General features: G+C 56.3%; 15 protein-coding genes. 6 read left to right on the forward strand and 9 right to left on the reverse strand.

The window, feature by feature from the left end; all coding sequences use genetic code 11:
- Positions 1-59: 59 nt before the first annotated feature.
- Together EC836_RS12145 and EC836_RS12150 are read right to left on the reverse strand one after the other, a co-directional pair.
- Positions 60-680 (reverse strand): response regulator transcription factor, encoded by a 621-nt coding sequence (locus EC836_RS12145; protein ID WP_123333397.1) that lies wholly within the window; start codon positions 678-680, stop codon positions 60-62.
- Between the two features lie 914 nt (positions 681-1,594).
- Positions 1,595-1,804 (reverse strand): YdgH/BhsA/McbA-like domain containing protein, encoded by a 210-nt coding sequence (locus tag EC836_RS12150; protein WP_123333399.1) that lies wholly within the window; start codon positions 1,802-1,804, stop codon positions 1,595-1,597.
- A 454-nt stretch (positions 1,805-2,258) separates the two neighbouring features.
- On the opposite strand from EC836_RS12150, the gene EC836_RS12155 reads away from it, so the two are divergent.
- Together EC836_RS12155 and EC836_RS12160 are read left to right on the forward strand one after the other, a co-directional pair.
- Positions 2,259-2,714, forward strand: coding sequence for a helix-turn-helix domain-containing protein (locus EC836_RS12155; protein ID WP_123333401.1), 456 nt, complete (start codon positions 2,259-2,261; stop codon positions 2,712-2,714).
- On the forward strand, positions 2,711-3,835 hold the full coding sequence (locus tag EC836_RS12160; protein WP_123333403.1) for a porin: 1,125 nt from the start codon (positions 2,711-2,713) through the stop codon (positions 3,833-3,835). The genes EC836_RS12155 and EC836_RS12160 overlap by 4 nt, the downstream gene beginning before the upstream one ends.
- Positions 3,836-3,882: 47 nt before the next feature.
- Here the strand turns inward: EC836_RS12160 and EC836_RS12165 are convergent, their stop codons facing one another.
- From EC836_RS12165 to EC836_RS12190, 6 genes are read right to left on the reverse strand one after another with little or no spacing between them, the layout of a single operon-like run.
- Positions 3,883-4,542, reverse strand: a complete 660-nt coding sequence (locus EC836_RS12165; protein ID WP_123333405.1) for a flavin reductase family protein — start codon at positions 4,540-4,542, stop codon at positions 3,883-3,885.
- A 1-nt stretch (position 4,543) separates the two neighbouring features.
- Complete coding sequence (locus EC836_RS12170) at positions 4,544-5,968, reverse strand: M24 family metallopeptidase (protein WP_123333406.1); 1,425 nt, start codon at positions 5,966-5,968, stop codon at positions 4,544-4,546.
- Positions 5,969-5,993: 25 nt separating this feature from the next.
- Positions 5,994-6,818 (reverse strand): ABC transporter permease, encoded by an 825-nt coding sequence (locus EC836_RS12175; protein WP_123333408.1) that lies wholly within the window; start codon positions 6,816-6,818, stop codon positions 5,994-5,996.
- Positions 6,811-7,638, reverse strand: coding sequence for an ABC transporter permease (locus EC836_RS12180; protein ID WP_123333410.1), 828 nt, complete (start codon positions 7,636-7,638; stop codon positions 6,811-6,813). Before EC836_RS12180 ends, EC836_RS12175 begins: the two co-directional genes overlap by 8 nt.
- 9 nt (positions 7,639-7,647) lie before the next feature.
- Positions 7,648-8,697 (reverse strand): PotD/PotF family extracellular solute-binding protein, encoded by a 1,050-nt coding sequence (locus tag EC836_RS12185; protein WP_123333412.1) that lies wholly within the window; start codon positions 8,695-8,697, stop codon positions 7,648-7,650.
- Between the two features lie 23 nt (positions 8,698-8,720).
- Complete coding sequence (locus EC836_RS12190) at positions 8,721-9,827, reverse strand: ABC transporter ATP-binding protein (protein ID WP_123333414.1); 1,107 nt, start codon at positions 9,825-9,827, stop codon at positions 8,721-8,723.
- Between the two features lie 522 nt (positions 9,828-10,349).
- Here EC836_RS12190 and EC836_RS12195 point away from each other — a divergent pair.
- The 3 genes from EC836_RS12195 (at position 10,350) to EC836_RS12205 (ending at position 13,163) form a co-directional block, all read left to right on the forward strand.
- Positions 10,350-11,453: a sugar phosphate isomerase/epimerase gene (locus tag EC836_RS12195; RefSeq protein ID WP_123333416.1), complete on the forward strand. Its 1,104-nt coding sequence runs from the start codon at positions 10,350-10,352 to the stop codon at positions 11,451-11,453.
- A 72-nt stretch (positions 11,454-11,525) separates the two neighbouring features.
- Positions 11,526-12,251, forward strand: a complete 726-nt coding sequence (locus EC836_RS12200; RefSeq protein ID WP_123333418.1) for a GntR family transcriptional regulator — start codon at positions 11,526-11,528, stop codon at positions 12,249-12,251.
- A 3-nt stretch (positions 12,252-12,254) separates the two neighbouring features.
- A complete protein-coding gene (locus EC836_RS12205; protein ID WP_123333420.1) occupies positions 12,255-13,163 on the forward strand; it encodes a LysR family transcriptional regulator in 909 nt (302 codons plus the stop codon).
- Between the two features lie 6 nt (positions 13,164-13,169).
- Here EC836_RS12205 and EC836_RS12210 read toward each other — a convergent pair whose 3' ends face one another.
- Complete coding sequence (locus tag EC836_RS12210) at positions 13,170-13,655, reverse strand: universal stress protein (protein WP_123333930.1); 486 nt, start codon at positions 13,653-13,655, stop codon at positions 13,170-13,172.
- 180 nt (positions 13,656-13,835) lie between these two features.
- On the opposite strand from EC836_RS12210, the gene EC836_RS12215 reads away from it, so the two are divergent.
- Complete coding sequence (locus EC836_RS12215) at positions 13,836-15,383, forward strand: MFS transporter (protein ID WP_123333422.1); 1,548 nt, start codon at positions 13,836-13,838, stop codon at positions 15,381-15,383.
- Positions 15,384-15,391: the final 8 nt, after the last annotated feature.

Raw genomic sequence — 15,391 nt, forward strand, 5'->3', positions numbered from 1 at the left:
TCCTGTTCCCTGAGGATGAGCTCAGGGAATTCACTGATTGCGGACGCTGTGGGGAACGCTTAGCGGCTGGCCGACTTTACGATGCTGAGCCGCTCGGCGGCCCTGACCAGGTCTGATAGCGAACGCACCTGCATTTTCTCCATCACCCTGCGCTTATGCACCTTGGCGGTGATCTCACTGACGCCCATCTCGGCGGCAATCTGCTTGTTCTGCAAACCCCCAATCGCCAGCAGCATGACCTCGTTTTCACGGGGTGTCAGCGTCAAATGCCGTTCGGTTAATGCCAGCTTCTCGCGGGCAGTTTCCATACCCTGTTCAGATATTCGCAGCGCTTCCGCTACGGCCTGCAGCAGATGATCGGGATCGACCGGTTTGGTTAAGAATTCGCAGGCTCCGGCTTTCATTGCCTTAACCGTGATGGGAATCGTACCGAATCCGGTGAGAAAGATGGTCGGAATTGAATAGCCGCGATCGCTGAGCGCGCGCGTAACATCAAAGCCGTCAGCGCCGGGCATATTGATATCCACAACCAGACAGCACGGCCCGGAAGAGAGTGATTCCGCGAGGAAAGACTGAGGAGAGGTATACGGTGCGACACGATAATCTGCGGATTCAAGCAGGTTGGTCAGTGCAGTGATAACCGATGCATCATCATCAACAAGATAAACGGTGTGATTCATTGGCGGATTCTCAATTGATGTTGTGTCCGTAACGAAAATGTCATGCACCGATGAGGTGCAAAATAATGGATGTCTGTAAGTGTTATATAAAGAAATCGTGATTTTATTATTAAATACTATACTAACTTTCTGTAAATGACGACAGTTTTCATTTCCGCCTGTCAGTTTGTAACGCCATGAAAGTATGAAGAAAGTTATTTTCTTAAGTCGTATAATTGTAAATCACCGAGCCGTGATGAATATTGCAAAATATTTCTCAGCGACGGAGAGATATTTCTTATAGGATTTATCTTAGGTGGAGTGGAGGGCTTTTTCCGCAAACAGTTAAATATTATTATTCAAACAGCATGCTCATTCTGAAACGTACCGGACGTTATTTTAATATTGTTACACGACAATATTATCCGCGATAAGCGAAGGGAATAGAGTAGATTGTCATTTTCTGCATAATTAACATTCGAATCGATCATAAAATTAACGCCTTACGATGACGTTTGATACTGCCGGGCTTATCTGCGTCAATGCTGAAAAAAAACAGAGATATAGGCGGATTGCGGTAGGGGAAAGGTGTAAAAAATCAGCGTGAAGTTTTTCTTATCATTAACAAGCAAGAGGGGTAAGGACGATGCAACAGAGAGGAACGTTCAGACACAAACCCATGCAGGGCGAGGAACAGGTCTAACCTCAACATCGCCATCGCGTGGGATTTACTGCTATCAAACAGCCAGGATTATTCGTTGTTATTGCCGATGGGCCTGGCGCGAACGTTTCGCCGATAAGACTGCCATAAACAGGGTGATAAAAGACAGTGCGACCAGTGTCTTGAGCGTGTTCATACGTTACTCCTTTTATTCTTCCCGGCCGCCTGTGATAAATCGTTCACAGGCGTCAGGAGGGTGTTCCAGTGTGGGGGATTATTTAATCAGCTCGGCAGTCACGTAGGCGTGGTTATCAACGCGGGCACCGGTAATTTTATACGTTGCACCACTCTGTTTTGCCTGAGCGGCAACCTTCGCTTCTGCGGCATCCAGTGTAGAGGCGGTAGCGGTGATGTTTTGCGCCATGCTGCCGAAAGAAACCAGAGCCAGTGCGGATACTGCAACGAAAGTTTTGATAGATTTCATGATTAACTCCTCAGTTGATTTTGTTTATGGTGAGGCGTTTTGCCTCGATGGAATGCATAGTAGACCCGTGCGTGGATGAATAACATCCCTGTCTTTTGCTGAAGTAAATCAGAAAATTTGAATGATGTGCGGCGAGCGTTTTTTGTTGTCTGATACCGTGCGTTAGCAAGTGTTAAACGACGGTGGGTCCGCTATAAAACACCGTGCGTAACAGCGAATGTTTGCGGCAAAGATGTAAAATAAGTGAGTGAAGGAATAACGCCATTATCTCCGTTTTATCGCTAATTCAATTATCTCTTCGTATAACTATCTTTCTGTATAACTATCCTTCTGTATAACTTATCTTTCCACGGCACCAGGAAGATAATCATTCTCCATTTTTATCTTACTCATTAAGCGAATCACTTCGCCTTAATCACTATCCGAACGTTAAAACGATCGGAATGGAGAAATTATGCCTATTGTCAGTCCTGCCCGGGAATCGCTGTCCCGTACAGAGCAGTATTCGGGAAGGGGGATTAAATCCGTTGTGCAGGACATTATCCCGTGGATTGAAGACAACCTGGACAACGAGCGTATCAGGGTCAGTACGGTCACTCGCAAAAGCGGCTACGGGCATTCCCACTTCCAGCGCGTGTTCAGAAAACATACGGGCTACAACCTGGCCGAGTATATTCGCACCCGGCGTTTGATCCGCGCGGCACAATCGCTGCTGTTTACCAATAAAGACATTATGCAAATTGCATTTGATAACGGCTTTACCAGCCAGCAGACCTTCTCACGGACATTCCGAAAGTATCTGAATGTGCCTCCCGCCGCATTCAGAAAGAAGCACGCACGCCGATCGTTACAGCGTGACAACAGTCAGGTGATCTTTGCCTGGCGCTGCCTCTCAGGTGAGGGGCAATGAGAATTCAACAACTGACGCTGCTGGCGTCCTCTATCCTGCTCTCCACGTCGGGTTTCGCGGCTGAAATCTACAATCGCGACGGCAACCGACTGGAACTGTCCGGGCTAATCTCCGGCCTGCGTTACCTGAGCGATAACAAAAGCGAGGACGGCGACCAGTCCTATATGCGCTTCGGCTTTAAGGGCGAGACGCAGATTTCCCCGCAGCTGATCGGCTACGGGCAGTGGCAGGCCCAGGTCGATATGAATCAACCCGAAAACAACGGGGCCTCAATGTATACCCGTTTGGGCTTTGCCGGCATCAAACTGGGTGACTATGGTTCGCTGGATTATGGCCGCAATATCGGTGTGCTGTACGACGCACTGAGCCTGACCGACATGCAGCCGGAGTTTGACGCGCAGACCTATAACACCGATCAGTTTATGTTTCGCCGTGGCAATAGCCTGGCGACCTACCGTAACAGCAACTTCTTTGGCCTGGTGGACGGGCTGAACGTTACGCTCCAGTATCAGGGTAAGAACGACGGCAACGGCGAACCCGGCTCACGCAGCGCACTGCGTCAGAACGGTGACGGCTACGGCATGTCGGTGGCCTGGGAATTTGCCGGTGATTTTAAGGCGGTTGGCGCGTTTACTCAGTCCAGACGAACCGGGGCGCAGAACGACTCCGGCAGCGGCATAATGGGGCAGGGTGAGCGGGCGGAAGCCTATTCCGGCGCGATAAAATATGAAGCTCACGGGCTTTATCTCGCCACGATGTACACGCAGGCGAGGAATGCCTCACGCTTTGGCTCCGCCTCAGGGAGTGGGGCATATGGCTATGCTAATCAGTCTGAGATTTTCGAACTGTTTGCCCAGTACAGCTTTGACTCCGGGGTGGTGCCGTTTATCGCCTATAACCAGGCCCGCGCCAAAAATCTTGGCCGCGCTGCCAGTGGTCAGATCTACGGGAATCAGGATCTGGTGCGGTTTATCGACTTTGGCGCATCCTGGCTGTTTAACCGCAATATGCAAACCTACGTTGATTACAAACTGAACCTGATCGATAACAGCGACTTCAGCCAGGCCGCAGGCGTGTCGACGGATGATGTGCTGGCGGTCGGGCTGGTTTATCAGTTTTGAGATGATCCATCGCGCCGGATACCGCTTAGTGTCTCCGGCTAAACGTATCAGCGTTCGGCGTCTTTTTTCACCTCCCACTGCTCTTTGGTCAGGGTCTTCACATCAAACTGGTCGCGGGTGCGGCAATAGGTGTTGCCGCCCATGCGGCCAATGGCATCCATCAGCTGCTGATCGATGTGCAGATTCTCGGGGTTTACCGCATCGCTACGCACGTAAACGCCTACCACTTCGCCCAGGATGATTTCCCGTGCCGGGCCAACCTGCAGGGTGGTGTGGCGACGGCATTCCAGCGCGGCGGGGGCGGCGAGAATGCGCGGGCTGCCAACCCGGTTACCTGCCACGGTTGCCAGGCCGGCCTCCGCCAGTTCGTTCACTTCGGGCCCAAATTTAATCGCGCAGATCTCCATCTGACGCACCAGTGCATCATCGACGATATGCACGGTAAATTCGCCGGTTTCACGGATGTTGCGCGCAGTATCCTTAAAGCGCATATCGCTGTAGTTTTCCACGCCGATGGCCACAATCGCCGGGTCGTGCGTCAGCACGTTAAAGAAGCTGAAGGGCCCGGCGTTCGGTTTACCGTTTTTATCGACCGTGGTCACCAGAGCAACGGGCCGGGGGATAACGGTACCAATCAGGATCTTATAGCGTTCCCGCTCGCTCAGTTCGGCAAAATCAAACCATGTATGATTTTCAGGCAAGCTCATATCAGACTCCGGCGCGAATGCGGTGGGTTTCCAGCGGAGTATGGCGGCTGAGGTTCTCAAAACCGTCCTCGGTGACAACGTAACAGTCGCCAATGTTGCAGCCTGCCGACAGCGGCTCGAGCCACTGCGTATGCAGAACAAACACCATGCCGGTTTCCAGCCGATCGTAGTTATGCGATGAGATATTAAAGCTGTTTTGCCCGCCCGCCATACCGACCGAATGGCCTAGATTCGGGTTATGCGGGCCATGGGTTGCCGGATAAACGTGCATCAGCTTACGCCCCTGGGCTTCCCAGTCGATATCGCGCACGTACTGCTGCGGGATCAGCCGTGCCTCGCCATCCGGCATGGCTGACCAGTTATAGGGCATGGTGCGCGCTTCGGCATCGTCCAGCATGCCCTGTTCGATCATCGGGCCAAAGGCGGCATTGTTGATATCACGCATTAATGCACCGGGCTTAATCAGGCGTTCGGCACGCTTCACGCCTTGGGTGCAGGCCGCCAGCACCGTCTCCTGGCGCTCCGTGATGTCACCGACAGCAATCATGCGCGCCGTTTGCGCGGTATAGCCACGCCAGGTGACGTTGGAGATATAAAGGTTGATCAAATCTCCCGGACGCACGACGTGCCCGTAGGGCTTGCCGCAGTGCGTGCCAAACTCGTTAATCCCAATCTGGTAGCCGTCACCGGTTTCGCCACCAAAGGCCATCTGCGCGGCGGTAAAGGCGGCAAATATTTCATGGTCGGTAACACCCGGTTTTGCCACGTGATATGCCGCCTGGGTGCCGATGCTGATTAACTGTGCGGCCGCGCGGAACATCTCTATTTCACGCGGGGAGCGAATTTTCTGCAGGCGGTCGAGAATCGAGTTATCGCCGACAAAGCGACAGCCGGGCATTAAGGTATGCAGCGCGGCCTGGAAGGTCAGCGATGTCCGATCGCCAATTTCCCCAATCTGCGCTTTGCTCAGCCCGAGGCGGGCGAGGAGCTCCGCGCATTTTTCTGCGGTTTTCAGTACGGCATCGCCGGGTCGATCGGCATATTCGCGGCCAATCGGCCCGATCTGCCAGATATCCTCAACCAGCAGCGGCTCGCCCGCCGGCGGCAGCAGCACCGATTGCGTGAAGAAGGAAAGCAGGGTCAGCGGCTTGTCGGCGTCGGTGGGAATAATCAGTACCCCTTCGCGCATCCAGTCGCAAATGTAGCGCAGGTAAGCGTTGGACGCGTGAAACCAGCCGACGCTGCCCGCATGGACGACAAGCGCATCGTGACCGGCTTCTACCGCCTGTCGACGGATGCGCCGCAGGCGCTCGGCGAACTCGGCTTCCGGCAAAGGCAGCGGTGCCGAAAAGGTGAAGTCCGGCTGGAAATCGGCCAGCAGAGAGCCGATGCGATAGCCCGCCGACGCGGTCGCATGAGTATGCATAATAGTTCCTTGTGAAATCAGTCGATCAGTGATTTTGCGGTCGCGGAGCCAGCACCCGGCGAGCGACCAGTAATCCCAACAGGGTGAAGCCAATCAATATCCCGGAGATCGCCGCCACACGGACGTCCAGTGATTCTTCAATCAGCGCAAACATTCGCAGCGGCAGTACCGTGGTACTGGCGTCCGCGAGGAAAAGTGACACCGTGACGTTATCCAGCGACTGGATAAACACCAGAAACGCACCGGCCAGAATGCCCGGCATCAGCAGCGGCAGCGTGACGCGGCGCAGCGTCATAAACCAGCTGGCACCCATGGTGGTTGATGCTTCGGCCAGCGAAGGGTTCATCCCCTGAGCCACCACCGAGGCGGCGCGATACATCAGCGGGCCAAACACCACGATATGACCGGTGACCGTCAGCCAGAGCGAAGGCTGGAAGCCGACAAAATTAGCGACAATCAGCGCGGCCAGGCCGTAAACCAGGCTCGGCATCACCAGCGGCGCAAGCAGCAGGGGTTCAATGCTGTTCACGCTTTTCCGCTTCATACGCGTCATTCCAATGGTGGCCGGTACCGCAAACAGCAGCGATCCCGCGACCGCCAGAGCGGCAATTTTCAGCGAATTTCCCGCCGCAATATGCTCGGTTGCGGACCTGACCGGGTCCAGCAGCGCTTCATACCAGCGCAGCGAAAACCCTTCTGGCGGGTATTTCAGCGTCTGACCGGCGGTGAACGACATCATCAGCGCGATAACAATCGGTGCGATCAGATAGATCAGGCAGAGTATGCCAAAACCGTAGACAAACACCTTGTAAAGCAGTGCTGGAATGGGATTTTCGCGAAAGTTATGCATGACCGTTCAGCCTCCTGTGGCGTGAAATCATCGAGAGGGCGACCAGTAAACAGCCGGTGGAAAGCAGCAGCACCACCGCAATCGCTGAAGCCAGCGGCCAGTCAAACAGCGTGCCGACTTCACGATAGATCAGTTGCGGAACGTAGACGTTGCGTGCCCCACCGATCACCGCCTGGGTGACGAACGAGCTGCTGGTGCTGGCAATCACCAGTATCCAGCCTGCCAACAGACCCGGCAGCATGACGGGCAGCATCACGGTAATCAGAATGCGCCACGGCCCGGCACCGGAGACCTGTGCGGCTTCGGTCAGCGAGTAAGGCGTACGGGTCAGTATGGCAATCAGCGGCAGCAGGATCAGCGGCAGATCGATCTGACACATCGCCATCACCAGCCCCAGCTCGGTAAACATCAGGCTGGTGGGGGCCCCGGTGATCCCCAGCGCCATCAACGCATCGCTGATCGGACCCTGACGACCCAGGATGACGATCCACGCGAACGTGCGCACTACGTTGCTGGTCAGCATCGGGATCAGCGTCAGAAAAATAATGATTTGCCGCACCGTGCGCCCGCTGTGCCAGTAAAGCAGTGCAATCGGCAGGCCGAGAAGGGTGGTGCCGATCGCCGTTTCCAGCCCCAGTCGGGCGGTGTTCACCAGTACGCGAAAGTTAAAGGCATCGCCAAAAAATCGCGCGTAGTGTTCAAGGGTAAGCCCGCCAGGATGGATAAAGCTGAATCCGATCAGTACAACGAGCGGCACGGCAAAGAACAGCACCGACAGCACCAGCATCGGAACAACATAAGGAAAGCCGCTGTGCTTCATTCCGTCACCTCAGCCTGCAACAAGGGTGTCAAATTCGCGGATCCAGAGATCGCGATTTTTGTTGATGCTGTCCCAGTCGGGATAGACCAGCGTTTTCAGCTGCTCGCGGGTAACATAGGCGGCAATCTCCGGCGTCAGCGCGACCTCGCTGTTGGTGGGGAACATTTCGGCCGGAGGCAGCTTGAACCGATCCTGCGCCGCCTGGGAAATAGCCGCATCCATATAGGCGTAGACCGCATCGGCATTGCGGCTGCCGTTGGCAAGGTGGATGTTGACCGGGGCTGCCGGGGAACCACTTTCCGGGTGAACAAACTCGGCGTTCATTCCCAGGCTTTTCAGGCGCGCCACGTTGCCGGTACTGCACATAAACACCGCGATTTCGCCCTGCTGGAACAGCGTCATCTGATGGTTGGTGCTGTCGACAACGTTTTTCAGCTGCTCGGGGTATTTGCGGAACAGGTCGAACACCGCTTTCATATCCTCCGGGCCGCTGCCGTAGAGTTTGGCGATTTCCGTGTAGGCCATCACCGCCGTGTTGGAGGCAAAACCGGTCCAGGACACCAGCCCTTTGTAAGCCGGGTTTTCAAACAGGTCTTTATAGCCACGCGGGCGCGGAACCAGATCCGGGTTATAGGCAATACCGTTCACTTCCACGGTGACCGTTGGCCCGTACTCGCCCTGAAAATCGGGGGCGATCAGATGCCAGTTTTTCAGGCGGGTCGGATCGATTTTCTGGATCAGATTATTTTGTACCGCGACGGTCATCTGCCCCGGCGACATCAGCAGGGCGTCGTAGGAGGGATTTCCCCGGCTGGCCATCACTTTTGCCAGCTGATCCTGCGCCATCGCCGGGGCGATAGTCAGTCCGTAGCCCTCTTTTTGCAGCATCGGCGTCAGGACGGTGCGATAGGCATCCTCCCAGGTACCGGGGAAAGTCGCTGCCACCGCGCGGCCTTTATCGGCCGCCATCGCGCGCAGTGAAACAGGTAACATTGCGGCGGCGGCGGAGCCTGCCAGTAGCTGACCAAACCGACGACGACTGATTGGGAAATCTTTCATGGTGTTGACCTCAGGTTAAGCATTCAGGGTTGCGGTTCAGCCGGAAAGGCGTGACAGCGTGTGGTATCAATGTCGGCATAGAGTGACGTGCCGGGTAACGGCACCGGCGTGCCGGGACTGCGGACTTCAGAGGCACGCAGGCTGGTGCCGCAGTCCAGCTTCAGTTCGTGAAGCAGCACCGGACCGAGCGGTACGGAAACGGCGACCGTCACCTTCTGACTGTTCTCGCCGGGCTCAGGCAGCAGAAGGACCTCCTCCGGGCGGCAGGTCAGGGTGACTTTTGATCCGGGCGTAAAGCTGAGGCGGCGCGGCAGACGCAGCGTGGTATTGTCCGCAAGTCCAATCAGCGTGGTGTCATTGTCAAAACGCAGCACGGTGGCAGGCAGCTGATTGGCCTGGCCAATAAAGGTATTCACAAACAGCGAGCGTGGCCGGTCGTAAACGGCCATGGGCGTATCAATCTGCTCAACGTGACCTTTGTTCATCAGCACCAGGCGATTGGCCAGACTTTGCGCCTCTTCCTGGTCATGGGTGACGATCAGTGTGGTAATACCCAACGTTTTTTGCAGATGCAGCAGCTCCACCTGTAAATCAAAGCGCAGGGCGCGATCCAGTGCGCCGAACGGTTCATCGAGCAGAAGTAGTGAAGGGCGACCGGCAATAGCCCGAGCAACCGCCACTCGCTGCTGCTGCCCGCCGGACAGTTCACGCGGCAGACGATTGCCGAATTCACCGAGGCGCACCATCGCCAGCATCTCTTCAACCCGTTTTTTCCGCGCCGGGCGGGAAATCTGCTGACAGGCCAGCGGGTAGGCGATGTTTTCCGCAACGGTCAGGTGTGGGAACAGCGCGTAGTTCTGGAAAACCATACCTATGCCGCGCGCTCTGGCGGATAACGACGCGAGATTGTCATCCCCCAGTACGATCTTGCCTGCCTTGGGCTGGATCAGTCCGGCGATTGCACGCAGTACCGTTGATTTGCCACAGCCGCTTGGCCCTAACAGCGCAACCACTTCCCCGGGTTCAATGATGAAGGAGATATCGTTTATCGCATTGCTGCCGCCGTAGCTGTGAGTCAGGCCCTGCACGCTCAGTCGCTTGCGTACGGACATGGATTGGATTTCTGCCATAGTGCTTCCCAGGTTGAAGGTGCTCATTAAAGCCAAGAATGACGTGTTAAGACGTTAGCAAGCGATGTGCCAGATTGAACGGATGAATGGGTTTTGTTTCTAATGCAATGAAATTGAATGAAAATAAATTTAAAATATAAATTCGCATAAAGTTTCGCAAGAATTTGAATCTTTAATTAATACTGTTTTTATGCATTTCAGCTACCCGCGCTGGTGCAAACTCATCCTCATATTGGTGCATCCGTGTGCAATGTCAGCAATCAACTGGGGAAGCAAAAAGCCGTCAAACTCATCCATTATGACTAATTTGTTATATTAATCAGATAGATATCTTGGTTGTAAGCCTGTTTCAGTCTGCAACGCTGAGAACAATTAAATAAATAATTAACTTACGAACAAAGTTAATACAAAAGTTAATTATAATAATGATGATTTAAATCAGCATGTTGGGTGGTGGTTCGCTTTCATGGCACATGATTTGCAGTGTCTCTGGCCGTTGCTCACTATCATAAGGAAAGCGTCATGAGATTAGGTATCGATGGGTTAAAACTGCCGGAAGTGAAAAAGCGCGGGGCGCTGGCCAGTCTGGAGCATGTGAAGTCACTGGGGTTGGGTGGGGTCTTCTTCAGTACGCTGCTGGATATGAGCGCCACGTTGGATCGCGGCGCTCTGCGGGAACTGCGCAGCAGGGCCGACGAGCTGGATCTTTACCTGGAAGCCGGGCTGGGGAAAATCAATCCGTTCTGCAATGCGGAAATGCCTGAACTGCGTGCCGCAGGTGGCGGCGATATTATTGCAGGACTAGGCCGGATGATTGAGGCCGGCGCTGAGATTGGCTGCCGCGAACTGTGGGTTTCTACCGGGAATTTTAAACCGCAGTTTAGCGGGCGCTTTGCCGTTGACCGCTTCCGCACCGACGTCAGCTGGGAAGATCAGCTGCTGGCAACGGAAAAGGTGCTGCGTTCGCTGGCCCCGGTTGCCCGGGCCCACGGCGTGCATATGAATATCGAAACCCACGATGAGATTACCTCATTCGAGATCCTGCGGCTGATCGACGCTGTGGGTGAGGACTGCGTTGGCGTGGTGTTGGATACGGCGAACATGCTGCAGCGCGGCGAGCATCCGCTGCTGGCGGCACGCAGGCTGGCGCCATGGGTGCGGCAAACCCACATTAAGGATGCCTACGTTGGCCGAGCGCCGGGCGGACTGGACTTCCAGCCACGCCCCTGCGGTACTGGGATTGTGGACTTTGCTCCGATACTGGTTCTGCTGGCCGAGGTCAATCCGCAGATTAATCTGTCGCTGGAGATCGCGCAGTCGTGCGAGGATAAGCCGCGCCAGGCCTGGCCACGGCAGTGTATTCAGATCGACGATCCGCTCTGGCGCGCGGGCCATCCGGACCTGAATCAGCAGGAGCTGGACGCCTATTTCGCCATGCTGGATGCCTTTGAGCAGCGAGTTGCCGCCGGAGAGACTGCCGACTGGGAAAGTTATGAAAGTATGCACTATGGCTACCCCAGCTATCAGCATCAGAGCTACGGTTACAGCCAGACCTTAGGCTTTATTCAGCAATCCGCCGACCATATTCGATCACTCTGCGCCGCACAGGGCATTGATTTACGGTAAAAGTTGCGCAGGAATTTAATTACAGAGATAGTGAAGCAACCGTCTGAATTCCGCTGTGACAAGGGAGAAAACATGAAAAAGCCGCGCGGCCGTCCTGCGGCAGCCGATAAAAGCGCCGACAGCCATGATGATGTTTCTGAACGGATCCGCATCACGCTGGCGAAAGCCATCAGCGAGGGTGCGTTAAAACCGGGCAGCAAAATTCTGGAAGAGGCGATCGCCGATCACTTCGGCGTCAGCCGTACCGTAGTTCGCGGTGCGCTGGGCGTGCTGGAGAGCGATCACCTGCTGGAGCGCAAACGCAATCGCGGCACGTTTGTCGCCGAACCGGGTATTGAGGAAGCGCGCAGTCTGTTTGAGGCACGCCGCAAGCTCGAAGGTATTTTACTTGAGCTGGTGGCCGCAAGGGTCACCTCTGCCGAGCTGGAATCGCTGGAAAAACTGGCCGATGAGGAAGAGCAGGTTCATCAGCACGGTGATGAGAAATCGCGAGCCGTGCAGTCCGGGCAGTTCCATATCGCGCTGGCGGACCTTGCGCACAATTCGGTGCTGACTGAAATGCTGGCGAAAATTGTTGCCCGCCTGTCGCTGGTGATGTCGCTGTATGAGGATCATCGCCATGACGATTGTGGAGCGGATCATCACCGGATGATTGTTCAGGCTCTGAAAGAGAAAAATCTGCAGCAGGCGCAGCAGCTGATGGAACATCATCTGGCCGATATCGAAAGCCGCGTCAAGCTGACGACCGGGCAGGGCGATCGCCATTCGTTTATCTCCGTGCTGGAGAATTTTTCCTGACCGATGAAAATTCCTGATTTAAATCTGATTATTGCGCTGGATGCCCTGCTGGATGAAGGTTCGGTCATTGGCGCGGCGCGCAGAATGAACCTCAGCCCACCGGCGATGAGCCGAACGCTGACCCGCATCCGGCATCAGCTGGGCGACTCGATTCTGGTTAAATCGGGCCGGAAAATGGTGCCCACCCCCCGGGCGCTGGCGCTCAGAGAAGAAGTGCATCAGGTGATGGGCGAGGCGATCCGCCTGCTACAGCCGCAGTCGGGGGTGGATTTATCGCAGCTGGAGCGCACTTTCACGCTGCATGCCAACGATGTGTTTATCAGCGCATTTGGCGGCGTGCTGCTCAGCCGCCTGCGGCAGGAGGCGGGCAATGTGGGCCTGCGCTTTACCCCGGAAAGCGGCAGCGATGAAGACAGCCTGCGCGACGGCAAGGTGGATCTCTATATCAGCGCCATGCGCCCGCTCGGCGACGATATCCACGTGCAGTCGCTGTTTTCTACGCACTTCATGGGGCTGGCGCGCGAGGATCATCCGATATTCGCCAGCGAGATCACCGCGGAATCCTTTGCCCGCTACGAGCAGATCAGCGTGTCCCGCCGTGGGCGCGCGCGCGGGCCGATAGACAAACGTCTGGCGGAGCTGGGGCTGGTGCGCCATATCTCGCTGGTGGTGCCGACCTTCCATTCCGGGGTGTTTTCGCTGGGAAACTCCGATCTGATCCTGCCGCTGCCGGGCCATGTGGTTCGCGCGGTGCAGGAGATGGGTATCAGAACGCGGGGGTTTTCGCTGCCCCTTGAGCTGGATGCCATTCCTATTGTGCAGGCATGGCATCCACGGTTTCAGAACGATCCCGCCCATCAGTGGCTGCGGCGGACTATTCACCAACTCTGCGTTCAGTCAGCCGGGGGCTAAACCCCCTCAGCACGACTGCTCCGTTTCCTCATTTTCCACCAGCACCGGACAGGCCGCGAGGTCGATCACCTCCTTAACGATGGAGTGTTCGACCCAGCGTTTCAGCGATGACAAATGCCGGTGCCCCATCACGATCAGATCCACCTTCAGCCTGGCCGCCTGCTGAATAATCACCTGCGTCGGTTCGCCGCCGATAATCAGACCACTCACCCTGCGATTCTCCCAGCGCAGGCTGCCAACGGCCTGATTCACCGTTTCCTGCGCGGCCTGATACTCACGGTCAGCGGGAGGGTAAATCAGACCGTCGCTGGCCTCCGTGGCGTGCTGCTCCTCCAGGGAAAAATAGTTCTCCTCGGGCAGTAAATACGCCCCGTCCACCACGCAAAGAATGTGTATCGCTGCCGGGTGCCCGGCGGTGACTTTACGGCTCAGCTCAATCACTGCCGCCGACTGTGGTGAACCGTCCAGTGCGACCAAAATGGTATTAAACATGCTGTTTCCTTCTTTGGCAGGGTTAAAGCACGCATCTTCCTGTTCCCACGCGGGTAAATAAATGCCTTCGCGCGCATCTGACCAGTGCGTCAGACGCACGCCTCGGCTGCACACATCGCAATTCCTGTCCCTCCGTCATCTTTCTAGACTGTGCGCCTGAACGACTGGAAAGGATGAACTATGCAAACACTCGCGCAACCCAAAGCTGCGCCGCCCGCGGCGGCGTTTGACCTGCGCATCATGACAGGGCTGACCGGCATTTTGCTGGCATCGCTGGTGGCCGGATTAAACGAGCACGTGACGGATATCGCCATGACCGACGTTCGCGGCGTGCTGTCGGTCAGCCACGATGAAGGCAGCTGGCTGACCACGCTGTATGAATCCGCGCAGGTGGCGGCGATGGCGTTTGCTCCGTGGTTTTCGGCCACGCTGTCGCTGCGCCGTTTTACCCTCGGCGTGACCGCCGTGTTTATGCTGGCGGGAATGCTGTGCCCGCTGGCACCCAATCTGCAGACCCTCTACGTGCTGCGCACGATCCAGGGACTGTTTGGCGGCTGCCTGCCGCCGATGCTGATGAGCGCGGCGCTGCGTTTTTTACCGCCGGGGATCAAGCTGTACGGCCTGGGGGCCTATGCGCTGACGGCAACGTTCGGACCCAATCTGGGCATTCCGCTGGCGGCGCTGTGGACCGAGTACACCGGCTGGCAAATGGTTTTCTGGCAAATCATCCCGATCTGCCTGCTGGCGATGGCCGCCGTTTCCTGGGGTATTCCACAGGACCCGCTGCGGCTGGAACGCTTCGCGCAGTTCAACTGGGTTGGCCTGCTGCTCGGACTCCCGGCCATTACCTCGCTGGTGGTGGTGCTGGAACAGGGCACGCGGCTGGGCTGGCTGGATTCACCGTTTATCTGCCGGATGCTGCTGTTGGGGCTGACCACCCTGACGCTGTTTATGATCAACGAATGGTTCCATCCGCTGCCGTTTTTCAAAGTGCAGCAACTGGCGCGGCGTAACTTAACCTTTTCGCTGATTACCCTCGGCGGCGTGCTGGTTGTTCTGGTGGCGGTGCCGGGGATCCCGGCGGGCTATCTCGCCGAGATCCAGGGCTATCGTCCGCTGCAAACCGTGCCGCTGGCGCTGTACGTGGCGCTGGGCCAGCTGGTGGCGCTGCCGCTGGTGTCGGCGCTGTGCAATTTCACCCGCGTTGACTGCCGCTGGGTGCTGGCCTGCGGCCTGGGGCTGATCGGCGTCACCTGCTACCTCGGCAGCGCGATGACCTCCGACTGGATACGCGACAACTTCTACGGCCTGCAAATGCTGCAGATCCTCGGGCAGCCGATGGCGGTGATCCCGCTGCTGCTGCTGGCGACCAACGGCCTGCCGCCCGCCGAAGGGCCGTTCGCCTCCGCGTGGTTTAACACCGTGAAGGGCATGGCGGCGGTGGTGGGTACCGGCGTACTGGAAGGGCTGACCACCGCGCGTGAGCATTTCCACTCCAACACGCTGGTCAATCAGTGGGGCAACAGCGGCCAGGCGCTGTCGATCCCTCCCTCTGAGGGCGAAAACCTGACCACGCTGGCGGAGCAGATCCACGTGCAGGCGGTGGTGCTGGCATCCGCCGACGTTTATCAGGTGATGACTCTGCTGACCGCGATTCTGATTTTATTTATTCCATTAATGGCAACCCGCGTGTATCCACCGCGACCGCTTGCCGCTTCTCATGCATAAGGTTTGAT

Origin of the sequence: Erwinia sp. JUb26 (assembly GCF_003751505.1) — a bacterium.
Classification (GTDB): Bacteria; Pseudomonadota; Gammaproteobacteria; order Enterobacterales; family Enterobacteriaceae; genus Erwinia.

Bases quoted from the DNA above. Each gene is read 5' to 3' on its own strand.
- EC836_RS12170 (WP_123333406.1), bottom strand. From the start codon at position 5,968: ATGCATACTCATGCGACCGCGTCGGCGGGCTATCGCATCGGCTCTCTG.
- EC836_RS12210 (WP_123333930.1), bottom strand. From the start codon at position 13,655: ATGTTTAATACCATTTTGGTCGCACTGGACGGTTCACCACAGTCGGCG.
- EC836_RS12190 (WP_123333414.1), bottom strand. From the start codon at position 9,827: ATGGCAGAAATCCAATCCATGTCCGTACGCAAGCGACTGAGCGTGCAG.
- EC836_RS12195 (WP_123333416.1), top strand. From the start codon at position 10,350: ATGAGATTAGGTATCGATGGGTTAAAACTGCCGGAAGTGAAAAAGCGC.
- EC836_RS12185 (WP_123333412.1), bottom strand. From the start codon at position 8,697: ATGAAAGATTTCCCAATCAGTCGTCGTCGGTTTGGTCAGCTACTGGCA.
- EC836_RS12175 (WP_123333408.1), bottom strand. From the start codon at position 6,818: ATGCATAACTTTCGCGAAAATCCCATTCCAGCACTGCTTTACAAGGTG.
- EC836_RS12155 (WP_123333401.1), top strand. From the start codon at position 2,259: ATGCCTATTGTCAGTCCTGCCCGGGAATCGCTGTCCCGTACAGAGCAG.
- EC836_RS12205 (WP_123333420.1), top strand. From the start codon at position 12,255: ATGAAAATTCCTGATTTAAATCTGATTATTGCGCTGGATGCCCTGCTG.
- EC836_RS12200 (WP_123333418.1), top strand. From the start codon at position 11,526: ATGAAAAAGCCGCGCGGCCGTCCTGCGGCAGCCGATAAAAGCGCCGAC.
- EC836_RS12160 (WP_123333403.1), top strand. From the start codon at position 2,711: ATGAGAATTCAACAACTGACGCTGCTGGCGTCCTCTATCCTGCTCTCC.
- EC836_RS12145 (WP_123333397.1), bottom strand. From the start codon at position 680: ATGAATCACACCGTTTATCTTGTTGATGATGATGCATCGGTTATCACT.
- EC836_RS12165 (WP_123333405.1), bottom strand. From the start codon at position 4,542: ATGAGCTTGCCTGAAAATCATACATGGTTTGATTTTGCCGAACTGAGC.
- EC836_RS12150 (WP_123333399.1), bottom strand. From the start codon at position 1,804: ATGAAATCTATCAAAACTTTCGTTGCAGTATCCGCACTGGCTCTGGTT.
- EC836_RS12180 (WP_123333410.1), bottom strand. From the start codon at position 7,638: ATGAAGCACAGCGGCTTTCCTTATGTTGTTCCGATGCTGGTGCTGTCG.
- EC836_RS12215 (WP_123333422.1), top strand. From the start codon at position 13,836: ATGCAAACACTCGCGCAACCCAAAGCTGCGCCGCCCGCGGCGGCGTTT.